Raw genomic sequence first — 22,703 nt, forward strand, 5'->3', positions numbered from 1 at the left:
CAAAACTGTTTCCGCTATCAGAGAAGACCTCCATGGGTGCCTGGCTTAGCAACATCTCGCTGAAATACAAATTCTGGGCGGTCAACGCGGTCGCCTTTGTCACCACCCTGCTGCTCGTACTGTACGCCGTACATCTCGAACAACAGGCCCGCAGCCACGCCGCGCAGGTGTCCGCGCAGGCGCAGGCGCAGTTGCTCAAGGCCTGGCCGCTCGGGCAACCGTTGCCCAAGTCCGCTCAAGTGCTGACCTTCAAGCGCGGTGAAGCGCCGCGTCTCAATGATCAACCGCTGCTGGAAATCAGCGGCAGCAACGGCTGGAACGCCATCAATGAAATGCCGCTGTTCGGCGACAACCCGTTGATCGGCGCCGAGGTGTTCAGCCGGGCCAACGGCGAGCAAGTGGCGGTTATTGCCTACGCGCCAAGCCTGAGTCAGGTGTTCAGCGAGCGTTTCGCCAACTATGCACTGGCGGTCTTCATCCTGATGCTAGCGATGCTCGGCGCTTCGCAACTGTTGATCCGCTTTCTGCTCAGCCAGCTCAACACGTTGAAAGACGTGATGCTGCACGTTGAAAAAACCGGCGACCTCTCTGCTCGCGTGCCGCTGGTGGGCAAGGACGAAGTCGGGCAAATGGCCAATGCCTTCAATGCCATGCAGGCCGGTTATCAACGCGTCGTAACCACAGTTGCCCACACCGCACGACAACTGGATGACGGGGCTGCGCGGCTGGCCTCGAGCATGAACGATGTGCGCCACGGCATGCTCGGTCAGCAGAGCGAAACCGACCAGGCTGCCACCGCGATCAACGAAATGACCGCCACCGTTTATCACATCGCTCAACACGCCGGCGCCACCCGCGATCTATCGAAAACCGCCGACGGCCTCGCCGGCAGCGGTCAGCAGGTGGTGGCGCGGGTGCAGCAATCGATTGCCGGGTTGTCCAGCGGCGTGCAGCAGACAGCAGAAATGATTCAACGGCTGGCCGAGGACAGTCAGAAGATCAACGGCGTGGTCGGCGTGATCCACAGCATCGCCGAACAGACCAATCTGCTCGCGCTCAACGCGGCGATCGAAGCGGCCCGCGCCGGGGAGATGGGGCGCGGCTTTGCCGTGGTCGCCGATGAAGTACGCAACCTCGCCAAGCGCGTGCAGGCGTCCACGGACGAGATCACCGGCATGATCGCCGCGTTGCAGGCCGGCACCCGCGATGCGGTGGATTTCATGCAGGAGAGTTCGTTTAAGGCCGACGACTGCGTGCAGCAGGCCCAGGAGGCTGGCGCGGCGCTGGCGGAAATCAACGGGGCGGTGGCGCAGATGCGCGAAAGCAACACGCAAATTGCCGTGGCGGCGGAACAGCAGAGTCAGGTTGCCGAGGAGATGAACCGGGCGGTGGTGAGTATTCGTGACGTGACCGAGAACACTGTGCAGCAGACCGTGGATTCGGCGACGACCAGTAATGAGCTGGCGACGTTGGCCGGAGAGTTGAACAAGGCGATAGGTCAGTTGAAATTGTGAGTCCGCTTTCGCGAGCAGGCTTGCTCCCACATGCGCCATAGAATCAATGTGGGAGCGAGCCTGCTCGCGAAGGCGTCAGAGGCATCTACATCGAATCCTGCGATGACGGCTATCACTTCAATAGCCAACCTTGATTCGCCGCCCTCCGCGACCGGGCCTATTCTTCAAGCATGTGTTCAACATGGATCGAGGAGTAGCAAACATGGGCAAACGTCACCCCAACCTTCCCGCGTGGCAATGGCGCGCCTACCCGGGCAATCACCAGCATCCGGCCAATCTGGTCCTGCACCTGATTGCCGTGCCGCTGTTCATTGTGGCGTTTCTGTTGATCGTGTCGGGGGTGTTCAGCTTGAGTCTGGCCAGCGTCGCCATCGGTGTGATCGGGATTGTCGCGGCGCTGGGTCTGCAGCGCCACGGCCACAGCCTGGAAGCGCAAGCCTCCGAGCCGTTCAGTGATCGCAAAGACGCCGTGTCACGTTTGCTGGTCGAGCAGTTTCTGACCTTTCCGCGGTTCTTTCTCAGCGGTGGCTGGTGGCGCGCCTGGCGTGAGCGCCACCGTCGGCATTGAGTCAGGCGAAGATCGTTACGGTCTGCCGGCTCATGGCAATCAGCTCCCCTTTCGCACTCCACAGCTTCGCGGCGACATGGCCGTAACCGTCGGCTGCGTATTCGATATCGGCCAGGTATTGGCACCAATCCAGCGTGCTCAAGTCGTGTAACGGCTGCACGAATTCGATGGTCCAGGTCAGCGTGCTACCCGGTGCCGGTTTCTTCAGATACGGCAACAGTGCCGGAGGCCAGGCATCCACAAGCGCCAGCAGATGCGCCTCGTTGACCGGCTCCTCTTTGACATCCCCACGCAAGCGCACCCAGCCGCCCATCAAGCGCGATGGCGTGCCGGAGAACGGAATCCCGCCGACGCTCCAGCGCATCGCCAGATGGCGCATGAATTCCGGGGTCACGCCTTTGATGTAGGGCAGCTCCTGGCATTCGTCCCAGTGTTTCATGGTTGGCGCCGGGTAGGCTTCGACGGCGACTTCCGAAGGCCGCGAGGCACCGAAGCTGCCCTGAATGATCGTCACCACCTGACCATTCTGCATGGCGCGGCCCAACACTTGGCTGACGGCTTTGCCTTCACGCAGCACGTCGACTTCGAAACTCACCGGCACCTCCGGCTCGACCGGGCCGACAAAGGTAATCGCCAGCGAACGCACCGGGCGCTCCGTCGGCACCCTGGTACGCATGACTTCAAATTGCAGCGCAGCCACCAGCCCGCCAAAACTGGCCCGGCCCTGCCCCCATTCGGCGGGGATGGTCACTTCAGGTTGTTGGCGGACAGCATCAAGCAGATCGCAAAAGCGCATGGCAACCTCGGAAAACGAAAAAGGGATGCGCGGATCTTAACCAGCGCAGGGCGGCGGCGCAGCGTCTATTCCGGTCAAATGGGCTGACAGATAGGCCTTGGCCCGATTCCTTCAAGCGACAAATCACCTTGTGGGAGCGAGCCTGCTCGCGAAAGCGGTCGATCAGTCGACAACGATTGCGACTGACGCGGCCTCTTCGCGAGCAGGCTCGCTCCCACAGGGGAACGGAGTCATCTTCAGGAGTGTTTGAAACACGTCGCGCTGAGCTTCTCCAGCACTCGATCGGCCTTCAGCTCTGCCTTGATCAACCCTGCCTGCCAGGTGGCCACGCACGGTTGCAGATCGGCCTCCTGCTCGGCGCGCGCCAGCCATTGCCAGCAATCGTGCCAGTCGCCCAGTGCGCCTTGCGCGGATTTCAGGCGTTTGTAAGCCGGTTTCGGCAAGCGATCCAGCTCGGGATAGGCTTCGATGCCATAGCGCACGCGCTTGATCAGCAGGCGCAGACGATGGCGGTCATGGGCGGGATCGTGCAGCGCCGCGTCGAGCTTCTGCCATTGTTTGCCCAAGCGTTTTTCAATGCGTTTATCCAGATCCTTGAGCAAACCCTGACGCTGGGACGCGCGCAAAAAGCGTGGAAAAGCGTCAAGAATCATCAGCAGCGAAGCCAATTCCGCACTCGCCGCCAGCGCCGGATACGCCTCGGCCATCTGCGCCAGACGCCGCTGTGCAGCCTCGGGCTGATCATGCTCGAGCAGATACGCCGCCAGCACTTCGCGATCACGCCACGGCGTGGTCAGCTCGCCCACCGCCGAAGCCGCCGCCTCCAGTTGCTCGACACCCGGCAAGCCGCGCAACGGCCGCAACAGACTGCGCAAGCGTCGCACCGTAGTGCGCAAATCATGCAACGCCTCCGGATCAGTGCGCGCAGTCAAGCGCGCCTGACAGGCCAGCAGCCGCACATCCAGGCTCAACACATGAGCCACCAAGCGATCGATCATGGGGGTCTACTCCGTAGACAGCTTCAAGTTGCAAGCTGCAAGCTTCAAGCTGCATGGGGTCGCTTTGAGCTTGCCGCTTGCAGCTTGAAACTTGCAGCTGCTTTTTTATCTTCCTGCGCGGGATTCGCGAATGTAGAAACGGGCTTTCTCGGCTTTCTTGCTGCAGCCTTCGAAGCCTTCGAATTGTTGCTGGGTCTTGGCGGCGGTCAGCAGCGACAGCGCTTTGGAATAGCTGACGGTGCCGGCGAAGCCTTCGGCCTTGGCCAGGTCCAGTTCGTGCCAGGCCGCGTCGAGTTGGCTGCCGCAGCTGTCGCGGTACGCGGTTTTGCCGGCGCAACCGGCCAGAACCAGAGCCATCAACGGTACACAGATCCAGGCTTTCATCACTCACACCTCAAGGTAGGTCAACAGTCGTGCAGGTAAGACGGTCAAGCGGCGAAAAAGTGCCTCGCTGACCGGTCAAACCACGTGGCGCAGAGCATAGCGCGCAAGCGTGCGCCGCGAACGAAAAACGACGTCACCGCTTCGCGCAACGACCTTGGCGATTGAGCCGCTTGGCCGATGCGTGCATTGTGCAGGCTTGTCCGGAGGAAGTTTGATGAAAAAGCGTGTCGCACTGGTGCTGGGCTCCGGTGGCGCCCGGGGCTATGCCCATATCGGCGTTATCGAAGAAATTGAAAAACGCGGCTACGACATCGCCTGCATTGCCGGTTGTTCGATGGGCGCGGTGGTCGGCGGGATCTATGCCGCCGGCAAACTGGATGAGTACCGGCGCTGGATCGAAAGCCTTGATTACCTCGACGTGCTGCGCCTGGTCGATGTGAGTTTCCGTCTCGGCGCGATTCGCGGTGAAAAGGTCTTCGGGCAGATCCGCAAGATCGTCGGCGAGATCAATATCGAGGACCTGCGCATCCCCTACACCGCCGTCGCCGCCGATCTGACCAACCAGCAGGAAATCTGGTTTCAGGAAGGCTGCCTGCACCAGGCCATGCGCGCCTCTGCGGCGATTCCCAGCCTGTTTACCCCGGTGATGCAGGGCAACCGCATGCTGGTCGACGGCGGCATTCTCAATCCGTTGCCGATCGTTCCGGTGGTGTCGAGTCACTGCGATCTGATCATCGCGGTCAACCTCAACGCCACCAACCAGCGGCAGTACAAGTTGCCGGTGATCGAGCGGCCAGCAGCGTTTCGTTCGCGCTTCGACAGTCTGATCAAATCCATGGGTTCGAAGTTGCCGTTCCGCCGTAAACAGGCCGAGCAATTGTTGAAGCTCGAACAGGAAGCCCTGCGCGCAGAGGCGGCGGAGATCAATCCGTGGCTTGAGGGCGTCGAGCCGGAAAGCCAGCAACCGGCCGCCGCCCCGGAACGCGAGGGCGCGCCGAAATCCGCTACCGGTTCATTCATCATCGATAACGTCGGGCCGGCGTCGCTGCTGGATTTGATCAACCAGAGTTTCGAGGTGATGCAGACTTCACTGGCGCAGTACAAGATTGCCGGGTATCCGCCGGATATCCTGATCAATGTGCCGAAGCGGGTGTGCCGGTTTTTCGAGTTCTACAAGGCGCCGGAGTTGATCGCGCTGGGCAGACAGATTGCCAGTGATACGCTGGATCGGTATGAGCAGGAGCAGGGTTGAAATCCTGAAAGTCCTTCAGTGTTTATTCTGGCCTCTTCGCGAGCAAGCTCGCTCCCACAGGGGAATGCATTCCAAATGTGGGAGCGAGCTTGCTCGCGAAGGCGCCGGATCGGCCACTACAAAGCTACAGGCTGTTTTCACTCAACAACCGATACCCAACCCCCGCCTCAGTCACGATAAACCGTGGACGGGTCGGGTCATCCGCCAGTTTCTGGCGCAGATGCCCGACCACGATGCGCAGGTAATGACTGTCCTCGGTGTGCGTCGGCCCCCAGATATCCTTGAGCAATTGCTGCTGGGTGATCACCCGCCCCGGATGCCGCGCCAGTTGCGCGAGCACGGCGTATTCCTTGCGGGTCAGGGCGACTTCAGCGCCATCGAGCAGCACGCGCCGATAAGCCAGATCCACGGTCAACGGGCCAAAACTCAGCGCCGCTGGCTGCGCCTCCCCCGCTGGTGCCTGACGCAACAAAGCACGAACACGGGCGAGAAATTCCTGGATGCCGAACGGTTTGGTCACGTAGTCGTTCGCGCCGCCATCCAGCGCTTCGACCTTCTGCCCTTCACTGGCACGCACCGACAACACCAGCACGGGCGTGGTCGCCCACTCGCGCAACTCGCGCAGCACCTGCTGACCGTCCATATCCGGCAGGCCGAGGTCGAGCACCACCAGGTCCGGTTTGCTCAGCGCGGCTTGCGCCAGGCCTTCGGCACCGGTGCCGGCCTCGAGCACTTTATAGCCCTGTGAAGCGAGGCTGATGCGCAGGAATTTGCGGATCTGCGGTTCGTCGTCGATGACCAAAATGGTCGCGGTCTGGCTCATGAATTCACATCAACACAAAAGAGTCGCAAGAGAGTAGCGCAGTCGACTTCATGCTTCACCGTCCATGCCCGGCTGCGCCTGCAATGGCAGGTGCAAGGTGATGCAGGTGCCACGCCCGTCGATGCCGTCAGCCACGGAAATATGCCCACCATGGGCGCCGACCATGCCCTGACAGATCGCCAGGCCCAACCCCGTGCCCTGACCACCGCGATCTCCGCGCGCGGCGGTGTAGAACATATCGAAAATCTTCGCTCGCTCGTCTTCGGGAATCCCCGGGCCTTCATCGCTGACCGAAAAGAAAATCTCCTGCTCATCGGCGCCGGCACGCAATTGAAGGCGACCATGGCTGGGCGAAAAGCGCGCGGCGTTCTCCAGCACGTTGACCAGCGCCTGTTCGATCAGCGCCGCGTGCACATACAGCAGCGGTAATTCGGCCGGTACTTCGGTGCTGACCTGCAGCGGCGCCAGCACGGCGCGCAGGCGATTGAGCGAACTGCCGACGATATCGGCCGGCGATACCCAGTCCCGCGCCAGCTTCAAGGCGCCGTGTCCGAGCCGAGTCATGTCGAGCAGGTTCTGGATGTAGCGGTCGAGGCGTTCGGCCTCATCGCGGGTGCCTTCGAGCAACTCGCGGCGATCCTCCAGCGGGATCGCTTCGCCGAGAGCCAACAGGCTATCGATACTGCCGCGCATGGCCGTCAGCGGCGTGCGCAAATCGTGGGACACCGAGGCGAGCAAGGCGCTGCGCAACTGTTCGGTTTCGCCGTGCAGACGCGCCGCTTCGAGGTCATCGGCCAATTGCGCGCGAGCCAGGGCTTGCGCCAACGGCTGGCTCAGCGCAGTGAGCAAACGTCGGCGCTGACCGCTCAAGCTCTGGCCTTCCCTGGCGCAAACACCAAGCAACGCCAGCGGCCCGTCCTCGACCGACAACGGCCACCACCACCAACGCCCCAGCGGCAAGGTGCCGGTGCCCTTGCCCGCCGGTTGATCGTGTTGCCAGGCCCAATCGGCGGCGGCGCGTTCGGCCTCGGTGAATTGCAGCGGTCCGCCGGTTTCGACCTTCCAGCCGCCCTGCCCGTCGCGGTTGAGCAGGCACAATTGCACATCGCTCCAGCCTTCGAGGTGTTGCGCAGCGGCGCTGACTACGGCTTGGCGATCGGTCGCGGCGGTGAGTTTGCGCGACAGGTCGAGCAGTTCGCTGGTTTCTTCCTGGGTATCGCGCAAGGCCTGCAATTGTCGCCGCTGCCGTGCTGCGAGATTGCCGGTGAGCGCCGCCATCAACAGGAAAAACAGCAGCGTCAGCACGTCTTCTTCGCGCTGGATGCTGAACGAGAAATTCGGTGGGATGAACAGAAAATCGTAGGTGAGAAACGACAGCGCCGCACAGGCCAGCGCCGGGCCGAGGCTACTGCGCACCGCCACCAGCAACACCGCCGCGAGAAACACCAGCGAGATGTTCGGCAGCGGCAACACGCTCGACACCGCCCAGGCCAACGCGCTGGCCAACAACGTCGCCACCAGCGCCAGCGCGTAATCGAACCACACCAGCGTCACTGGATTGCGCGGGCGCGGTTGATGCTGTTCGTGGTCACTGTCGAGGACGTTGATTTCCAGACCGTGCGCCTGACGCAGCAGGCGCGCCGCCAGGCCTCCGCCGAACAAGCGACGGCGCAAGCGTGGCCGCGACTGACCGACCAAGAGCAGACTGGCGCGGCGTTCGCCAGCGTGCTGAATCAGGGTTTTCGCCACTTCGCCGGCCCGCAACAGCACCACTTCGCCGCCGAGACGTTCGGCCAGTTGCTGGGCGCTTTGCAGACGCAAGCGTGATTGCTCATCCCGAGCGCTGCCGTTGTCGACATGCACCAGACTCCACGGCAGATGCCGGCGCTGGGCGACGCGACTGGCGTGACGCACCAGCCGTTCGGCCTGCGCATCACCATCGACGCCGACCAGCAAACGCCCGCGCACAGCCGGCGCGGCCTGACCGAGTTGGCGATAGCCTTGGGCGAGATCGTTGTCGACCTGCGCGGCAGCGGTCTGCATTGCCAGTTCACGCAGGGCGGTAAGGTTGGTCTGGGTGAAAAAAGCGTCGATGGCGGCGCGGGCCTGCTCCGGTACGTAGACCTTGCCTTCGCGCAGACGCTCGAGCAATTCACGCGGCGGCAGGTCGATCAGCAGCAGCTCGAAAGCTTCCTGCAAGACCCAGTCCGGCAGGGTTTCGCGCACCTGCACGCCGGTGATGCCGCGCACCTGATCGTTGAGGCTCTCCAGGTGCTGGACGTTGACCGTGGTGAACACGTCGATACCGGCGGCGAGCAGTTCCTGAATGTCTTGCCAGCGCTTGGTGTGGCGGCTGCCGGGGGCGTTGCTGTGAGCCAGTTCATCGACCAGCACAAGCTTCGGCTTGGCCGCGAGCAAGCCGTCGAGGTCCATTTCTTCGAGCAGCACGCCACGGTATTCGCTGCGCACCAACGGCTGCTGCGGCAGGCCGCCGAGCAGCGCTTCGGTTTCGGCGCGGCCATGGGTTTCGACCACGCCGGCGAGAACCTTTACGCCCTGGCGCAGTTGCGTGTGCGCGGCCTGGAGCATGGCGTAGGTCTTGCCGACCCCGGGGGCGGCGCCGAGGAAAACCTTGAGCCGGCCACGGCCATCACGGGGCAGGTCTGCTAACAATGCGTCGGCGCGGCCAGAGTCGCTCATGCTGGGGATGCTCTCTTTCTTCTGAAATTTATGCGGTGATTGTCAGGGCGCCTTCGCGAGCAGGCTCGCTCCCACATGGATATGCATTCCAAAGGTGGGAGCGAGCCTGCTCGCGAATGGCCGCGCCGCCGATTACAGGTTTTGCAGTGCCAGGTTCAGCTCCAGCACATTCACCACCGGCGGCCCCACCAGCGGTTGTTCGATGTGCTGGTCGAGCAATTGCTGCAAAGTCGATACCGGCAGGTTGCGCGCCGCCGCGACACGCGCCAGTTGATAGGCAATTGCCGCCGGTGGCAAGTGCGGATCGAGGCCGCTGGCGGAGGTGGTCAGCAAGGCCAATGGCACCGGCCCCTGCCCAGCGACTTGTTGTTTTTGCGCGTCTTCGATCACGCGGGTCGCCAGGGCCGGATTGCTTGGCGCGAGGTTGCTGGCGCCGCTGGCGACCGTGGCAAAAGCCCCGGCGGATGGCCGTGGGTGGAACCAGTTGTCACCGCTGAAATCCTGGGCAATCAGCGACGAGCCGCGGACTTTGCCGTCGGCGTCGTGGATCAGGCTGCCGTTGGCTTGGTCGGGAAAGGCGACCTGGGCGATGCCGGTGACCGCGAGTGGATAGGCGACGCCGGTGATCAGGGTCATTAGCGCTAACAGGGTCAGGGCCGGGCGTAGGGTTGTGGACATTGCAGAATCCTCGATTCAGAAAACAGTACTGTGTTGAGTCAGATAAGCAGTGGCGCATTCTTCGCGAGCAGGCTCGCTCCCACAGGGGAATGCAGTTTCAGGTGGGAGCGAGCCTGCTCGCGAAAGCGTTACACCAGATGCAACGCCGTAAGCAGCATGTCGATCACCTTGATCCCCACGAACGGCACGACAATCCCGCCGACGCCATAGATCAGCAGATTGCGCCGCAGCAACGCCGCCGCACTCGCCGCCTGCACCCGCACGCCGCGCAATGCCAGTGGAATTAGCACAACGATGATCAGCGCGTTGAACACAATGGCTGAGAGAATCGCGCTCTGCGGACTGCTCAGATGCATGATGTTCAGCACGCCCAGCTGCGGGTAAATCGAGGCGAACAGCGCCGGCAGAATCGCGAAGTATTTGGCGATGTCGTTGGCGATGGAAAAGGTCGTCAGCGCGCCACGGGTCACCAGCAATTCCTTGCCGATCTGCACCACGTCGAGCAGCTTGGTCGGGTCGCTGTCGAGGTCGACCATGTTCGCCGCTTCGCGTGCCGCTTGCGTGCCATCGTTCATGGCCATGCCGACGTCGGCCTGGGCCAGCGCCGGGGCGTCGTTGGCGCCGTCGCCGCACATGGCGACCAGGCGACCGTCGTTCTGCTCGTGACGAATCCGCGCGAGTTTCTTCTCCGGCGTGGCTTCGGCGAGCACATCGTCGACGCCGGCTTCAGCGGCGATCGCAGCAGCGGTCAGCGGGTTGTCGCCGGTGACCATCACCGTGCGAATCCCCAGTTTGCGCAGCTCGGCAAAACGCTCGCGGATGCCTGGCTTGACCACGTCCTTGAGATGGATCGCGCCAAGCAATTTGCCGTCAGCACAGACCAGCAACGGCGTGCCACCGCTCTGGGCAATCTTGTCGATTTCCCGCGCCAGCGCCGGGGCCAGATCGCTACGTTGCTGACCGAGAAACGCCAGCAGCGAATCCACCGCGCCTTTGCGATACACGCGGCCCTGATAATCGACGCCGGACAAGCGGGTTTCCGCGCTGAACGGCACGGCGGTCAGGGTATCCGGGGCCGGCTCCGGTTGCGGATGCAGGCCACGGAGGAACTCGACGATCGATTTGCCCTCAGCGGTTTCGTCGCCCAGCGAGGCGAACAGCGCGCCTTCGGCCAGCTCACGGCCGGTCACACCCGGCGCGGCATAAACTGCGCTGCAGCGACGGTTGCCGAAGGTGATGGTGCCGGTCTTGTCGAGCAACAGCACGTGCACGTCACCCGCCGCCTCCACCGCACGGCCGGACTTGGCGATCACGTTGAGACGCACCAGCCGATCCATCCCGGCAATACCGATGGCGGACAGCAGACCGCCGATGGTGGTCGGGATCAGCGTGACCAATAACGCGACGAGGAACACCAGCGGCAGGTTGCCATTGGCGAAATGCGCGAACGGTTGCAGGGTGACGACCACCAGCAGAAAAATCAGGGTCAGGCCGATCAGCAGGATATCCAGCGCCACTTCGTTGGGGGTTTTCTGGCGTTTGGCGCCTTCGACCAGGGCGATCATGCGGTCGAGAGTCGATTCACCAGGGTTGGTGGTGATCTTCACCAGCAGCCAGTCGGACACCAATCGCGTGTTGCCGGTGACGGCCGAGCGGTCGCCGCCGGACTCGCGGATCACCGGCGCCGATTCACCGGTGATCGCCGCTTCGTTGACCGCCGCGATACCTTCGATGACTTCGCCGTCACCGGGGATCATTTCCCCGGCTTCGACACGCACCACATCGCCCTTGCGCAGGTTGGCGGCCGGGACAATCTTGAAACTCGCATCAGCCTGGCGGCAGCGTGCGCTGAGGCCTTCGCTGCCAGCCTTGAGGCTGTCGGCGCGAGCCTTGCCACGACCTTCGGCCAGGGCCTCGGCGAAGTTGGCGAAGAGCACGGTGAACCACAGCCACAGAGCGATTTGCGCGGCGACGAAGGTCGGCACGTCGGCATCCGGAAGGAAGCACAGCACAGTGGTGAAAATCGCCGTCAGTTCGACCACCAGCATCACCGGCGAACGCGCCAGTTGTCGTGGGTCGAGCTTGACGAAGGCTTGCACCAGCGCCGGGCGCCACAGGGCCGAGATCGCGGTTTTGGCGTGTTCCGGCGCTTTGACGGCGGCGGGTTTGATTGCAGGCATATTCATGATGGATTCCTTAGAAGCCCATACTTAAATGTTCGGCGATAGGACCGAGCGCCAGCGTCGGCAGGAACGTCAGGCCGCCCACCAGCAAAATGGTCACGGTCAACAGGGTCACGAACAGCGGGCCGTGAGTCGGAAAACTGTTCTGGCCGACCGGTGCGCTTTTCTTCATCGCCAGGCTACCGGCCAGTGCCAGCACGGGCAGGATGTAGCCGAAGCGGCCGATCAACATGCCCAGACCGAGCATCAGGTTGTGGAACGGCGTGTTCGCGCTCAGGCCACCGAATGCCGAGCCGTTGTTGGCGCTCGCCGAGGTGTAGGCATAGAGCAACTGACTGAAACCATGCGGGCCGGGGTTGCTGATGGTTGCCGCAGCGCTGGGAACCGTGGCGGCAATGGCGCCGAGCACCAGCACGCCGACCGGCATCACCAGCAGCGTCACCACCAGCAACTGCACTTCGCGGGCCTGGAGTTTCTTGCCGAGGTATTCCGGCGTACGACCGATCATCAGGCCGGCGAGGAACACCGCGATCAGCACGTTGAGCAACATGCCGTAGAGCCCGGCGCCGACACCGCCGAAGATCACTTCGCCGACCATCATGTTGACCAGCGCGACCATGCCGCTGAGCGGATTGAGGCTGTCGTGCATGCCGTTGACCGAGCCGTTCGAAGCCGCCGTGGTAGTCACCGACCACAGCACCGTCGCGGTGGTGCCGAAGCGCGCTTCCTTGCCTTCCAGCGGTGCAGTCTGCTCGACAGCGGCGTTGTTCAGGGTCGGATTCGGCTGATACTCAGCCCACAACGACGTCGCACCGCCGATCAGGAACAGCGCCAACATGCAGGCGATGATCGCGCGGCTCTGACGCAGATCCTTGACGTAATGGCCGAAAGTGAACACCAGCGCCACCGGGATCAGAATGATCGAAGCGACTTCGAACAGGTTGCTCCACGCGGTGGGGTTCTCGAACGGATGCGCCGAGTTGACGCCGAAGAAACCGCCACCGTTGGTGCCCAGTTGTTTGATCGCAATCTGACTGGCGGCCGGGCCGAGCGGGATCACCTGATCGACGCCTTGCAGGGTCACGGCATTTACATACTGCGCGAAGGTTTGCGGCACGCCCTGCCAGACCAGATACAGCGCCAGCAACAGGCACAGCGGCAGCAGGCCGTAGAGGGTGGCGCGAGTCATGTCGACCCAGAAATTCCCCAGGGTTTTCGTCGATTTGCGCCCGATGCCACGGCACAACGCGACCAGCACGGCGAGGCCAGTGGCGGCGCTGACGAAGTTCTGCACAGTGAGGCCGACCATCTGACTCAGATAGCTGAGGGTCGCTTCGCCGCTGTAGGACTGCCAGTTGGTGTTGGTCATGAAGCTGACCGCGGTGTTAAACGCCTGGGTCCATTCCTGGCCCGGCAGGTTTTGCGGGTTCAGCGGCAGGTGATCCTGGAACAGCAGAATCGCAAACAGGAGCAGGAAACCGGCAAGGTTGAAGGCCAGCAATGCCAGCGTGTATTTCTGCCAGCTCTGCTCCGCCTGCGCATCGACCCCGGCAAGACGATAGCAACCGCGCTCGACCGGGCCGAGAATCGGCGTCAGCCAGGTGCGCTGGCCCTCCATCACCTTGTAATAGAAGCGCCCAAGGAACGGCGCCGGCAGCAAGACCAGCGCAAAAAACCCGAGGATCAGCCAATAATCATAACTGTGCATAGCCGCTCCTAGTTCCGATCCGCGCGCAACAGCGCAACCAACAGATAAATGAACAGCCCCACTGCCAACAGCAGTGACACCCCGTCCAGAACGCTCATGGAAGATCTCCGTGTTACGGCGTATTGCCGTGTGTGCAGGCATTGTCGGAAAGGAGGCTGTAAAGGAACGAGAGCGACGGGGTTGGCTGGGCATAAAGAAAGCGTAAAGAGTGGGTTTATGCGGGCGTTACAGGTGGGATTTGCGTTGTATGGGCGGGCCTTTTCGCGAGCAGGCTCGCTCCCACAGGGAAATGCATTGCAAATTGTGGGAGCGAGCCTGCTCGCGAAGACGGCATAACCGCCAACATCGCACCCAACTGGCGCACAAAAAGCAGCTATCCCCCCGCGAACATCCCCGATACGACAGCTTTCAACTCATTACGACTTGTTTCACAGCAATGGCACGCCCACTGCAAACGCCCTCCCCTGAGCTTTCCAAACCGTTCAGGGAGCAAACGCATGAACACACAACTCAAACCCACGCTGGGCACCTTGCACCTGTGGGGCATCGCCGTAGGGCTGGTGATTTCCGGCGAATACTTCGGCTGGAGTTATGGCTGGGGCGTGGCCGGGACACTAGGGTTCCTGGTGACCTCGTTCATGGTCGCGACCATGTACACCTGCTTTATCTTCAGCTTCACCGAGCTGACCACCGCGATTCCTCATGCTGGCGGGCCGTTTGCCTACAGCCGACGCGCCTTCGGTGAAAAAGGAGGATTGATTGCTGGCCTGGCAACGCTGATCGAGTTTGTCTTCGCGCCACCGGCCATTGCCTTGGCCATCGGCGCTTACCTGAATGTGCAGTTTCCGGCACTCGATCCGAAACACGCAGCGGTCGGCGCCTATATCGTCTTTATGGGTTTGAACATTCTCGGCGTGAAACTGGCGGCGACTTTCGAACTGATCGTCTGTGTACTGGCCGTCGCCGAATTGCTGGTGTTCATGGGCGTGGTCGCGCCGGCGTTCAGCTTCAGCAACTTCGCCCTGAATGGCTGGGCCGGTTCCGACGTCTTCGGCGCGCCGGCAATTGCCGGGATGTTCGCGGCGATTCCCTTCGCGATCTGGTTCTTCCTCGCCATCGAAGGCGCCGCCATGGCCGCCGAAGAAGCCAAGGACCCGAAACGCACGATCCCAAAAGCCTACATCAGCGGCATCCTGACCCTGGTGCTGTTGGCCATGGGCGTGATGTTCTTCGCGGGCGGCGTCGGCGACTGGCGCACCTTGTCCAACATCAACGACCCACTGCCGCAGGCGATGAAAACCGTGGTTGGTGACAACTCCGGCTGGCTGCACATGCTGGTGTGGATCGGCCTGTTTGGCCTGGTCGCCAGTTTCCACGGCATCATCCTTGGTTATTCGCGGCAATTCTTCGCCCTCGCCCGCGCCGGTTACCTGCCCGCTTCGCTGGCGAAACTGTCGCGCTTCCAGACCCCACACCGGGCAATCATCGCTGGCGGCCTTATCGGCATCGCGGCGATCTACAGCGACGGCCTGATCAACCTCGGCGGTATGACACTCACCGCAGCGATGATCACCATGGCCGTGTTCGGCGCCATCGTGATGTACATCATGAGCATGCTCAGCCTGTTCAAACTGCGTAAATCGGAACCGAACTTGGAACGTACTTTCCGCGCGCCGTGCTATCCGCTGGTTCCACTGATCGCGCTGGTGCTGGCGGTGGTTTGCCTGGTGGCGATGGCGTGGTTCAACACGCTGATCGGGCTGATTTTCCTCGGCTTCATGGCGGTCGGGTTCTGCTACTTCATGCTCACTGGGCAACTGCGTGCCGATGCGCCGGCGGATGCGATGTTGACCGGTCTGTAACACTGTTCGGGTGTGCCGGGCATAAGCGGCCTAGAATGGAACCACTGCGAAGTCGTTTCGCTCAAAGGTGGTATGCAGCATCGCACGGCGAAGTCCTCGCCCGTCGAGCTGCCATTAAGGAGAGCCGTTATGCCCTGGTATGCCTGGTTGATTCTGGTCGTTGCGATCGGCTCGATTGTCGGCGGATTGATGATGTTGCGCGACACCGCCAACAAGGTCGAACTGACCGATGAAGAACGCAAGCGCGTCGCACAGCGCAATGCCGAAGCGGATGCCAAGGATGCACAAGACCGCTGATACCAACCCCGCCGCAATGGCGGGGTTTGTTTTTTCAGCACGATCGGACTTACCCGCAGGCTGTTTAGATTTTAGAAGTACAGTCACCATTTAATCTTCCGTGGTTAAGATGGCAGCATCGTCGCGGAGAGCTCCACATGCGTTACTCGCCAGATCACAAAGCCCAGACCCATCAGCGCATCATCAAGGAAGCCTCGGCGCGCTTTCGCAAGGACGGCATCGGCGCCACCGGCCTGCAACCGTTGATGAAAGCGCTGGGCTTGACCCATGGCGGTTTCTACTCGCACTTCAAATCCAAGGAAGAACTGGTCGAAAAAGCCCTGCAAGAGGCCGGCGAGCAAGTCGCGGGCCTGTGCGAAGAAATCTTCGCGCAGGAAAACCCGCTGCAGGTCTTTATCGACACCTACCTGTCGCAGTGGCATCAGACCTCGCCTCAGGAGGGCTGCCCGCTGCTGACCATTTCCTCGGAACTGGGCCTGCGCGGCCAGCCAAGCCCCACCAGTGACGAAGTCCTCAACGCTCGCCTCGAACAAATTCAAGGCACGCTCGAAGGCGAGAACAGCGCCGATCGCAGCATTGTCATCATGGCGACCCTGGCCGGCGCACTGCTGCTGTCACGCAGCGTCGCGAATGCCGACTTCGCTCAGCGCATCCTCGACGTCACCCGCGAACATCTCAAGCAATCGAGCGATTAACCTTCCCAGCGCTTGAACAGCACGCTCGCGTTGACCCCGCCAAAACCGAAGCCGTTGGACAAGGCATATTCGATCGCCATCGACCGTGCCTCGCCATGGACAATGTCCACACCTTTGCTCGCCGGATCCGGGTTTTCGAAGTTGAGCGTCGGCGGCACCATCTGGTCACGAATCGCCAGCAGCGTGAAAATCGCCTCCAGCCCACCCGCAGCGCCAAGCAAATGACCGGTGGCGGATTTGGTTGAAGTCACGGCGATCTTGTCCTGCGTACCAAACACAGCCTTTATCGCCGCCAACTCGCCCAAATCGCCGACCGGCGTCGACGTCGCATGTGCGTTGAGATGCTGCACCTGCTCCGGCGTCACACCGCCCTGAGCCAGTGCCAATTGCATCGCCCGCCGCGCGCCGCTGCCGTCTTCCGGCCCGGCGGTCAGGTGATAGGCATCGGCGGTGGTGCCGTAGCCGACCAGTTCGGCCAGCGGTTTCGCCCCACGCGCCAGAGCATGCTCCAGCGATTCGATGACCAGCAGGCCGGCACCCTCGCCCATCACGAAACCGTCGCGCCCACTGTCGAAAGGACGCGAGGCTTTTTCAGGGGTGTCGTTGTAACCGCTGGACAGCGCCCGCGCCGCCGCGAAACCGGCGAGACTGACGCGATCGATCGAAGCTTCAGCACCGCCACATACAGCGATGTCCGCCTCACCTGCGCGAATCAACCGCGCCGCATCGCCGATCGCCTGAACCCCGGCGGCACATGCGGTAACCGGTGCGCCCAACGGCCCTTTGAGGCCATGCTGGATCGACACATGACCGGCCGCGAGATTGACCAGAAACGATGGGATGGTGAACGGCGACAAACGCCGCGGGCCACGGCTGTCGGTGGTACGCACGGCATCGGCAATGGCACCGAAACCACCGACGCCCGAGCCGATGATTGTTGCGGTCCGCTCCTGGCTTTCAGCGTCCGCCGGATGCCAGCCTGCCTGCTCCAGCGCCTGCCGCGCCGCTTCCATGGCGAACATGATGAAGCGATCCATCTTCTTCTGTTCCTTGGGCGGCGTCGCACGATCCGGATCAAACCCGGCCTCGGCATCCTCCTCCACCGTCGGCACGCTGCCGCCGACCCGGGTCGGCAGATCAGCCACAACCGCGTCTGGCAGGTTGCGCAACCCGGAACGACCGGCCAGCAAACGCTGCCAGACGATTTCAACATCACTGCCCAAGGGTGAAACCAGGCCCATGCCCGTAACGACGACTCGACGTTGGTTCATATTGTGGTGACCCCTTATCAATTCAAAATTCGACGTGCATCGGTGTACTGCGATTCAGCTGCTGAATCAGTCCCGAGCGAAATTATTATAGGCATAATGAAGGCGCAATATGATACCCGTAATTTTCAGCGTTCAGGCATCGACCAGATCGGCACCCAATAAAAAGGCCGGTCAATGACCGGCCTCTCGGCGTTGAACTGTCAGCTTAGTTCACTTCCAGCTTTTCACGATTTCGATCCAGAATCGCCTTACCAATCCCCTTCACCTCCAGCAACTCATCCACCGACGCGAACGGACCATTTGTATCCCGATACGCAACAATCGCCTGCGCTTTCGCCTCTCCCACACCCGCCAACTCCTTTTGCAACGTTGCCGCATCCGCGCCGTTGAGATCGACCTTGGTAGTCTGGGAAGGCGCCGCTGCATCCATCAGCAAAGGCGCCTTCGGCGTCGGCGAAGGCGCTTCAGGTGCCGCAATCGCGGCGATCGAGGCACTGGTGAGGAAAGCAAAGATCAGCGAGTAGAAATAACCGGTACGCATAAGTGACGCTCCATCATCGTTTTAGAAAGCAGCTTTTCCCAAGCTGCTCTTCAAACGTAGGCCATGATGGAGCGAAGTCAAAAATGCGAGCGTTACAGGATGTGAAACAATCAAGGCTCGAGACGACGTTGCTGGTAGATCCAGTCAACGATCTCGCCATCGGGGGTGTAGCCGCTGACCGTTTCACGCAGGAGTTGGCGGACACGGGTGTAGTCATCTCTCTCGACGGCTTTGAGCAATTCGCTCAGCCGCGCTTTCAACACATCCCAAGACAAATGGTCTTCGTTGGCACTCATGATCATCGGATGTGGGGTTGCGGCGACGTTGTCGCCAATCAGCAACTCTTCGTAGAGCTTTTCGCCAGGACGCAACCCTGTGAATTCGATGGAGACGTCGCCTTGCGGATTGCGGTCGGAGCGGATACTCAGACCCGAGAGGTGAATCATTTTCTCGGCAAGCTCGACGATCTTCACCGGCTCGCCCATGTCCAGCACGAACACATCGCCGCCTTGTCCCATCGAGCCAGCCTGAATCACCAATTGGGCCGCCTCGGGTATGGTCATGAAATAGCGGGTTATTTTCGGATGGGTCACCGTCAGAGGACCACCAGATTTGATTTGGCTGTGGAACAACGGGATCACTGAACCGGAAGACCCCAGCACATTGCCGAATCGCACCATGGTGAAGCGGGTTTTGTTGACCCGTGAAACGTTGGCCTTGTCACCAAACAGGACTGGAGCGATCTCGTGGCTCAACGCTTGCAGAACCAGTTCGGCGAGGCGTTTGGTACTGCCCATCACATTGGTCGGGCGAACGGCCTTGTCGGTAGAAATCAACACGAAATTGGCCACACCTGACTGCAGGGCTGCCTGCGCGGTATTCAAGGTGCCGATCACGTTATTCAGCACACCTTCGGCAATGTTGTGCTCGACCATCGGTACGTGTTTGTAAGCCGCTGCGTGATAAACCGTGTCGACCTGCCAGGTTTTCATCACATCCAGCAACTTGTCCGGATGGCGAATGGAACCGAGGATGGGCAACAGACGCACCTTGACCGACTCCCTGCACCCACGCTGCTCCAGTTCGGACAAAATGCTATAGAGATTGAATTCACTGTGATCGAACAGCAGTAGTGTGGTCGGGCCCAAGGCAAAAATCTGCCGGCACAGCTCTGAGCCGATCGAGCCACCAGCACCGGTCACCATGACGACTTTGCCCCTGATGCAGCGTTGCAGCAGGTCCGGTTGCGCTGGCACGGCGTCGCGCCCCAGCAAGTCAGCGATGTCGACTTCCTGAATGTCTTCGACTTTCACCCTTCCGCTGGCCAGATCGGTGAAATTCGGCACGCTGCGGATATGCAGAGGAAAACCCTCGAGCAGGTTGAGAATCTCCCGCCGTCTGGCCCGGGTGGAGGATGGCAGGGCCAGCAGGATTTCCTGGGCGCCGGTAACGTCGATCATTTCCTGAATGTGCTTGGGCTTGTAGACATGCAGACCCGAGATCGATCGGTCAGCGATACTGGCGTCATCGTCAATGAAAGCCACCGGGCGCATGACCTTGCCCATGCGCAACGCGGCAACCAGCTGATTGCCGGCGACGCCGGCGCCGTAAATGGCAACCTTCGTCAAGCCGTTATCACGATTGGTGAAGGGCACATGTTGCGCTGCAGTAAACCAGTCCCCCATGAAGTATTGGCGCATACACAAGCGCAGTCCGCCAATGATGACCAGACTCAACCACCAGTAATTGAAAATGATCGAACGCGGTACCACGGCCTCGTGGTTGCTGTACCAGTACACGACAACGGCCAGGATCAGCGAAGAAAGACTTACCGCCTTGATAATGGCAATCAGCGCGTCATTGCCGAAATACCGCATGACAGCCCGGTACATGCCGAAGCGAATGAAAAGGGGGATAGCGACGACGGGGGCGCAGACAAACAGCCAGACATGCACTCTGAATGGGTTATACATGTCGTCGATGCCCAGGCGGACGATGAACGCCAGCCACAGGGCTGCCCAGACCAGGACGATGTCCGTTGCCACCTGAATCAGGCGTTTGCGTCGCCTCGGCAATGCGACGAGCCGCTCCCGAACCTTGTCCATCAACTCTTCAAACACTCAGTTTTCTCCCTTCAACTGCTGTATTCCTCTGCTGAACTGCTGGCATGCACTGTAAACCCAAATGACAGAGCCGTGACGCGGTGGCCTTTCAGTTCTTTTCCAGTTCGCCGGCGCGATATGCGATTGCAAGCCACAGCAGAGGAGCATAGGCGACAATAACGCCCAGGCTCCCGTCCAGTCCGAAATGCGTAACGGCCACGGCAATCGGCAACAACCAGAACATATTGATCACGGCAACGGTAATAGTGACGGGCAGATGACTGCCAAACCGACGAGAGGCATATTGATAGGCGTGACTGCGATGCGCCTCATAAACTTTATCGCCGCGCAGCAAGCGCCGAAACAGCGTGAATGTCGCATCGACAATAAACACGCCGAGCAGTATCAGCCAGCCCCATAGCAGCTCGGCACTCTGCCATGCCGCCTGCAGCGACAAGCCTCCCAGCACGATACCGAGAAATCCGCTGCCGGCATCGCCCATGAAGATTCGAGCGGGCGGAAAATTCCAGAACAGAAAACCGCCGACGCACACCGCCAGCAGCAGCGGCGCCCAGACCACTTGCGGCCAACCACCCAGCCAGCCAAGCAGACAGGCGCCGAGGCATACGCAAATGGCCTCGACACTGGCAATACCGTCAATACCGTCCATGAAGTTGTACAGATTGAGCAGCCAGACAAGATAAAACACCGCCAGCACATGACCGACAACACCCAGGTCGACCACCACGCCCCAGAACTGCAGGGCAGGGAGTCCGCCCATCCACCAGAGCAACCAGGTCGCCGCGGCAAAATGCCCCAGCAATCGCCAGCGTGCAGCGATGTGTCCATGGTCATCCATGAACCCAACCACGGCGACCAGCGCCCCCGCCCCGGCGATAGCGATAAACGGCGCGAACGCAATCAAATCCCGCCACAGCAGATACACCAGCGCCAACAAGAACGTCAGAACAATCGCCACCCCGCCACCCCGCGGGGTTGGCACCGAATGCGAGCTTCGCGCATTGGGAATATCCATAAGGCTTCTTGCCAGAGCGTAATGACGCAAAGCCCAGGTCAGTGTCAGGGAGAGAAGCGCAATGATCGCGATGAACCATCCGTAATTCATTTTTGGCGAGTATCCAGAAAATGCTGCGCCGTCAGGTTCAAGGCGCGATCAAGGGCCACTGGAGGCACCCAGTTCAATAGTTGGCGGTTCTTGCTGATATCGACCTGCAAAGAACCGAAGAGTCTTTGCGACAGCGCTTCACGGCCCAGCAATCTGGCCACACCGCTCATGAAACCGACAGAGACCGGCAATAGCCGGGCCGGTCTGCCAAGCGCGGTGCCGAGCCTGCGCAACAGCTGAGTGGTCGAGACATCTTCACCATCACTGGCCAGAAACACCTGATTTGCAGCTGCCGGGTGCTCGGCGCAGGTCAGCACCAGATCGATCAGATTATCGAGCGCCAGCAGGCTGCGCCGATTGTCGACGGCACCGAACGGCAGTGGCACGCCGCGATATAGCCAGCGCATCATGCTGAGGAAATTGGCTTTGACGCTCGGGCCGTAGACCAGCACCGGGCGGATGATGACCACGTCCATGCCGGTGCCCGCGGCCAAAGACAGCAACGCCTGTTCGGCTTCGTGCTTGGAGATGCCGTATGGATCGACCGGCGCAGGTAGGTCATCGGCCGTGTACACGTGCCCGGGCGCAGTGCCCTCCCCGTTGACCTTGATCGAACTGACGAAGATGAAACGCCGCACTCCGGCCGCCGCGGCTTGCCGAGCGAGATCCAGAGTGCCTTGCACATTGGCTAGACGGAACGCTGCCAGCGGATCGGCGTCCACCTCGTTCATGATATGAACCCGCGCCGCGGTATGGATGACGCAATCGACGCCCTGCATTGCCTCCGATAGATCCTGCCCGCGGCCAAGACCGGACCACTGGACCGCATGCATGCGAGGATCCATAGCCGTTTCGGCGCGGCGCAGAGGGGCCACGACATGGCAGTCCGCTGACGCAAGCAATCGGCCGATCAATGCCCGGCCCACAAAACCGCTGCCACCCGTTACCAGAAATGTCTTGGTGCTCATGGGCGACCCTTGGAAGAAATGGATACTGCAAACACACTGCAGCGACGCTGTTGCAAGTGACGGAACCGCGCTTCTGGCGCGACGCCAGGAAAATCCGATCGGCTACCGCACGAGGCGGGCAGTTTATTGAATCGACGACTTCATAGCCACTTCTGTGGCGATAGCAGTCCTGCAAGCTGCATCTACCGCAAAGCCAAACACTGGCGCTAATTGCACTTTGCTGTTGGAGCGGACTCA

The 22,703-nt window shown here is 61.2% G+C and carries 20 protein-coding genes; 6 read left to right on the forward strand and 14 right to left on the reverse strand.

The window, feature by feature from the left end; translation table 11 throughout:
- The first annotated feature begins 32 nt into the window (after nucleotides 1-32).
- Together ACZ0AZ_RS00595 and ACZ0AZ_RS00600 are read left to right on the forward strand one after the other, a co-directional pair.
- The gene (locus ACZ0AZ_RS00595; RefSeq protein WP_463538549.1) at nucleotides 33-1,514 is read left to right on the forward strand and encodes a methyl-accepting chemotaxis protein; all 1,482 of its coding nucleotides are present in this window, start codon (nucleotides 33-35) and stop codon (nucleotides 1,512-1,514) included.
- A gap of 202 nt (nucleotides 1,515-1,716) precedes the next feature.
- Nucleotides 1,717-2,082 (forward strand): DUF962 domain-containing protein, encoded by a 366-nt coding sequence (locus ACZ0AZ_RS00600; RefSeq protein WP_310405730.1) that lies wholly within the window; start codon nucleotides 1,717-1,719, stop codon nucleotides 2,080-2,082.
- A 1-nt stretch (nucleotide 2,083) separates the two neighbouring features.
- On the opposite strand, the gene ACZ0AZ_RS00605 is transcribed toward ACZ0AZ_RS00600, so the two are convergent.
- From ACZ0AZ_RS00605 to ACZ0AZ_RS00615, 3 genes are all read right to left on the reverse strand, one after another.
- Nucleotides 2,084-2,878, reverse strand: coding sequence for an acyl-CoA thioesterase (locus ACZ0AZ_RS00605; protein WP_129997318.1), 795 nt, complete (start codon nucleotides 2,876-2,878; stop codon nucleotides 2,084-2,086).
- A gap of 236 nt (nucleotides 2,879-3,114) precedes the next feature.
- Nucleotides 3,115-3,876, reverse strand: coding sequence for a CHAD domain-containing protein (locus tag ACZ0AZ_RS00610; protein WP_463538550.1), 762 nt, complete (start codon nucleotides 3,874-3,876; stop codon nucleotides 3,115-3,117).
- 105 nt (nucleotides 3,877-3,981) lie between these two features.
- Complete coding sequence (locus ACZ0AZ_RS00615; protein WP_016770894.1) at nucleotides 3,982-4,260, reverse strand: hypothetical protein; 279 nt, start codon at nucleotides 4,258-4,260, stop codon at nucleotides 3,982-3,984.
- Between the two features lie 214 nt (nucleotides 4,261-4,474).
- On the opposite strand from ACZ0AZ_RS00615, the gene ACZ0AZ_RS00620 reads away from it, so the two are divergent.
- Entirely contained in the window at nucleotides 4,475-5,512 is a 1,038-nt protein-coding gene (locus ACZ0AZ_RS00620; protein ID WP_071173138.1) for a patatin-like phospholipase family protein, read from the forward strand.
- Between the two features lie 124 nt (nucleotides 5,513-5,636).
- Here the strand turns inward: ACZ0AZ_RS00620 and ACZ0AZ_RS00625 are convergent, their stop codons facing one another.
- The 6 genes from ACZ0AZ_RS00625 to kdpF form a co-directional block, all read right to left on the reverse strand.
- Nucleotides 5,637-6,335, reverse strand: coding sequence for a response regulator (locus tag ACZ0AZ_RS00625; protein WP_310405723.1), 699 nt, complete (start codon nucleotides 6,333-6,335; stop codon nucleotides 5,637-5,639).
- A 48-nt stretch (nucleotides 6,336-6,383) separates the two neighbouring features.
- Nucleotides 6,384-9,035 carry a DUF4118 domain-containing protein gene (locus ACZ0AZ_RS00630; protein WP_463538551.1) on the reverse strand — a complete coding sequence of 884 codons (2,652 nt, stop codon included), beginning with the start codon at nucleotides 9,033-9,035 and terminating at the stop codon, nucleotides 6,384-6,386.
- Nucleotides 9,036-9,167: 132 nt separating this feature from the next.
- On the reverse strand, nucleotides 9,168-9,713 hold the full coding sequence (gene kdpC / locus ACZ0AZ_RS00635; RefSeq protein ID WP_039759966.1) for a potassium-transporting ATPase subunit KdpC: 546 nt from the start codon (nucleotides 9,711-9,713) through the stop codon (nucleotides 9,168-9,170).
- 128 nt (nucleotides 9,714-9,841) lie between these two features.
- Complete coding sequence (kdpB, locus tag ACZ0AZ_RS00640) at nucleotides 9,842-11,899, reverse strand: potassium-transporting ATPase subunit KdpB (protein WP_463538552.1); 2,058 nt, start codon at nucleotides 11,897-11,899, stop codon at nucleotides 9,842-9,844.
- 10 nt (nucleotides 11,900-11,909) lie between these two features.
- Entirely contained in the window at nucleotides 11,910-13,604 is a 1,695-nt protein-coding gene (gene kdpA, locus ACZ0AZ_RS00645) for a potassium-transporting ATPase subunit KdpA (protein WP_129997324.1), read from the reverse strand.
- 8 nt (nucleotides 13,605-13,612) lie between these two features.
- Entirely contained in the window at nucleotides 13,613-13,702 is a 90-nt protein-coding gene (gene kdpF / locus ACZ0AZ_RS00650) for a K(+)-transporting ATPase subunit F (RefSeq protein WP_007899818.1), read from the reverse strand.
- 399 nt (nucleotides 13,703-14,101) lie between these two features.
- Between kdpF and eat the strand changes: the two genes are divergently transcribed.
- From eat to ACZ0AZ_RS00665, 3 genes are all read left to right on the forward strand, one after another.
- Nucleotides 14,102-15,466 carry an ethanolamine permease gene (eat, locus tag ACZ0AZ_RS00655; RefSeq protein ID WP_016770900.1) on the forward strand — a complete coding sequence of 455 codons (1,365 nt, stop codon included), beginning with the start codon at nucleotides 14,102-14,104 and terminating at the stop codon, nucleotides 15,464-15,466.
- A 129-nt stretch (nucleotides 15,467-15,595) separates the two neighbouring features.
- Nucleotides 15,596-15,763: a DUF2897 family protein gene (locus ACZ0AZ_RS00660; protein WP_016770901.1), complete on the forward strand. Its 168-nt coding sequence runs from the start codon at nucleotides 15,596-15,598 to the stop codon at nucleotides 15,761-15,763.
- A 137-nt stretch (nucleotides 15,764-15,900) separates the two neighbouring features.
- Entirely contained in the window at nucleotides 15,901-16,458 is a 558-nt protein-coding gene (locus ACZ0AZ_RS00665) for a TetR/AcrR family transcriptional regulator (protein WP_129997325.1), read from the forward strand.
- Here ACZ0AZ_RS00665 and fabF read toward each other — a convergent pair.
- The 5 genes from fabF to ACZ0AZ_RS00690 form a co-directional block, all read right to left on the reverse strand.
- A complete protein-coding gene (fabF, locus tag ACZ0AZ_RS00670) occupies nucleotides 16,455-17,729 on the reverse strand; it encodes a beta-ketoacyl-ACP synthase II (RefSeq protein WP_129997326.1) in 1,275 nt (424 codons plus the stop codon). The genes ACZ0AZ_RS00665 and fabF overlap by 4 nt on opposite strands.
- Before the next feature lie 205 nt (nucleotides 17,730-17,934).
- On the reverse strand, nucleotides 17,935-18,270 hold the full coding sequence (locus ACZ0AZ_RS00675) for a ComEA family DNA-binding protein (RefSeq protein WP_039759978.1): 336 nt from the start codon (nucleotides 18,268-18,270) through the stop codon (nucleotides 17,935-17,937).
- Between the two features lie 110 nt (nucleotides 18,271-18,380).
- Nucleotides 18,381-20,375 carry a polysaccharide biosynthesis protein gene (locus ACZ0AZ_RS00680; RefSeq protein ID WP_463538819.1) on the reverse strand — a complete coding sequence of 665 codons (1,995 nt, stop codon included), beginning with the start codon at nucleotides 20,373-20,375 and terminating at the stop codon, nucleotides 18,381-18,383.
- A gap of 106 nt (nucleotides 20,376-20,481) precedes the next feature.
- Nucleotides 20,482-21,498 (reverse strand): MraY family glycosyltransferase, encoded by a 1,017-nt coding sequence (locus ACZ0AZ_RS00685; protein WP_129997327.1) that lies wholly within the window; start codon nucleotides 21,496-21,498, stop codon nucleotides 20,482-20,484.
- Nucleotides 21,495-22,466 carry a UDP-glucose 4-epimerase family protein gene (locus ACZ0AZ_RS00690; protein WP_129997328.1) on the reverse strand — a complete coding sequence of 324 codons (972 nt, stop codon included), beginning with the start codon at nucleotides 22,464-22,466 and terminating at the stop codon, nucleotides 21,495-21,497. Before ACZ0AZ_RS00690 ends, ACZ0AZ_RS00685 begins: the two co-directional genes overlap by 4 nt.
- Between the last annotated feature and the right edge of the window lie 237 nt (nucleotides 22,467-22,703).

The organism is Pseudomonas sp. AC239 (genome assembly GCF_979258545.1).